Raw genomic sequence first — 258 nt, 5'->3', positions numbered from 1 at the left:
CTGCATCTCGACCACGGGCCGCATGCCGTTCATCGCCATGCCCACGGCCATTCCCATGATGCCGGCCTCGGCCAGCGGGGTGTCGAAGCAGCGTTCCTCCCCGAAGCGGGCGGTCAGTCCGTCGGTGATGCGGAAGACGCCGCCCAGTGGGCCCACGTCCTCGCCGAACATCAGGACGGCTGAATCGGCGGCCATTTCGTCGGCCAGCGCGGTGTTCAGCGCTTTGGCGAAGGTCAGGGACTCCGGTGCCGCCGCGGC

General features: G+C 69.4%; 1 pseudogene. It reads right to left on the bottom strand.

The features are described 5' to 3' along the window. A pseudogene (locus SB754_RS21275) lies at positions 1 to 237 on the bottom strand (alpha-ketoacid dehydrogenase subunit beta); the annotation flags it as partial. Between the last annotated feature and the right edge of the window lie 21 nt (positions 238 to 258).

It is taken from the genome of Leifsonia sp. SIMBA_070 (assembly GCF_046534635.1).
Lineage (GTDB): Bacteria > Actinomycetota > Actinomycetes > Actinomycetales > Microbacteriaceae > Leifsonia.
Note: the sequence above shows the minus strand (reverse complement) of the source record. Positions and strands in the feature narration are given on the sequence as shown.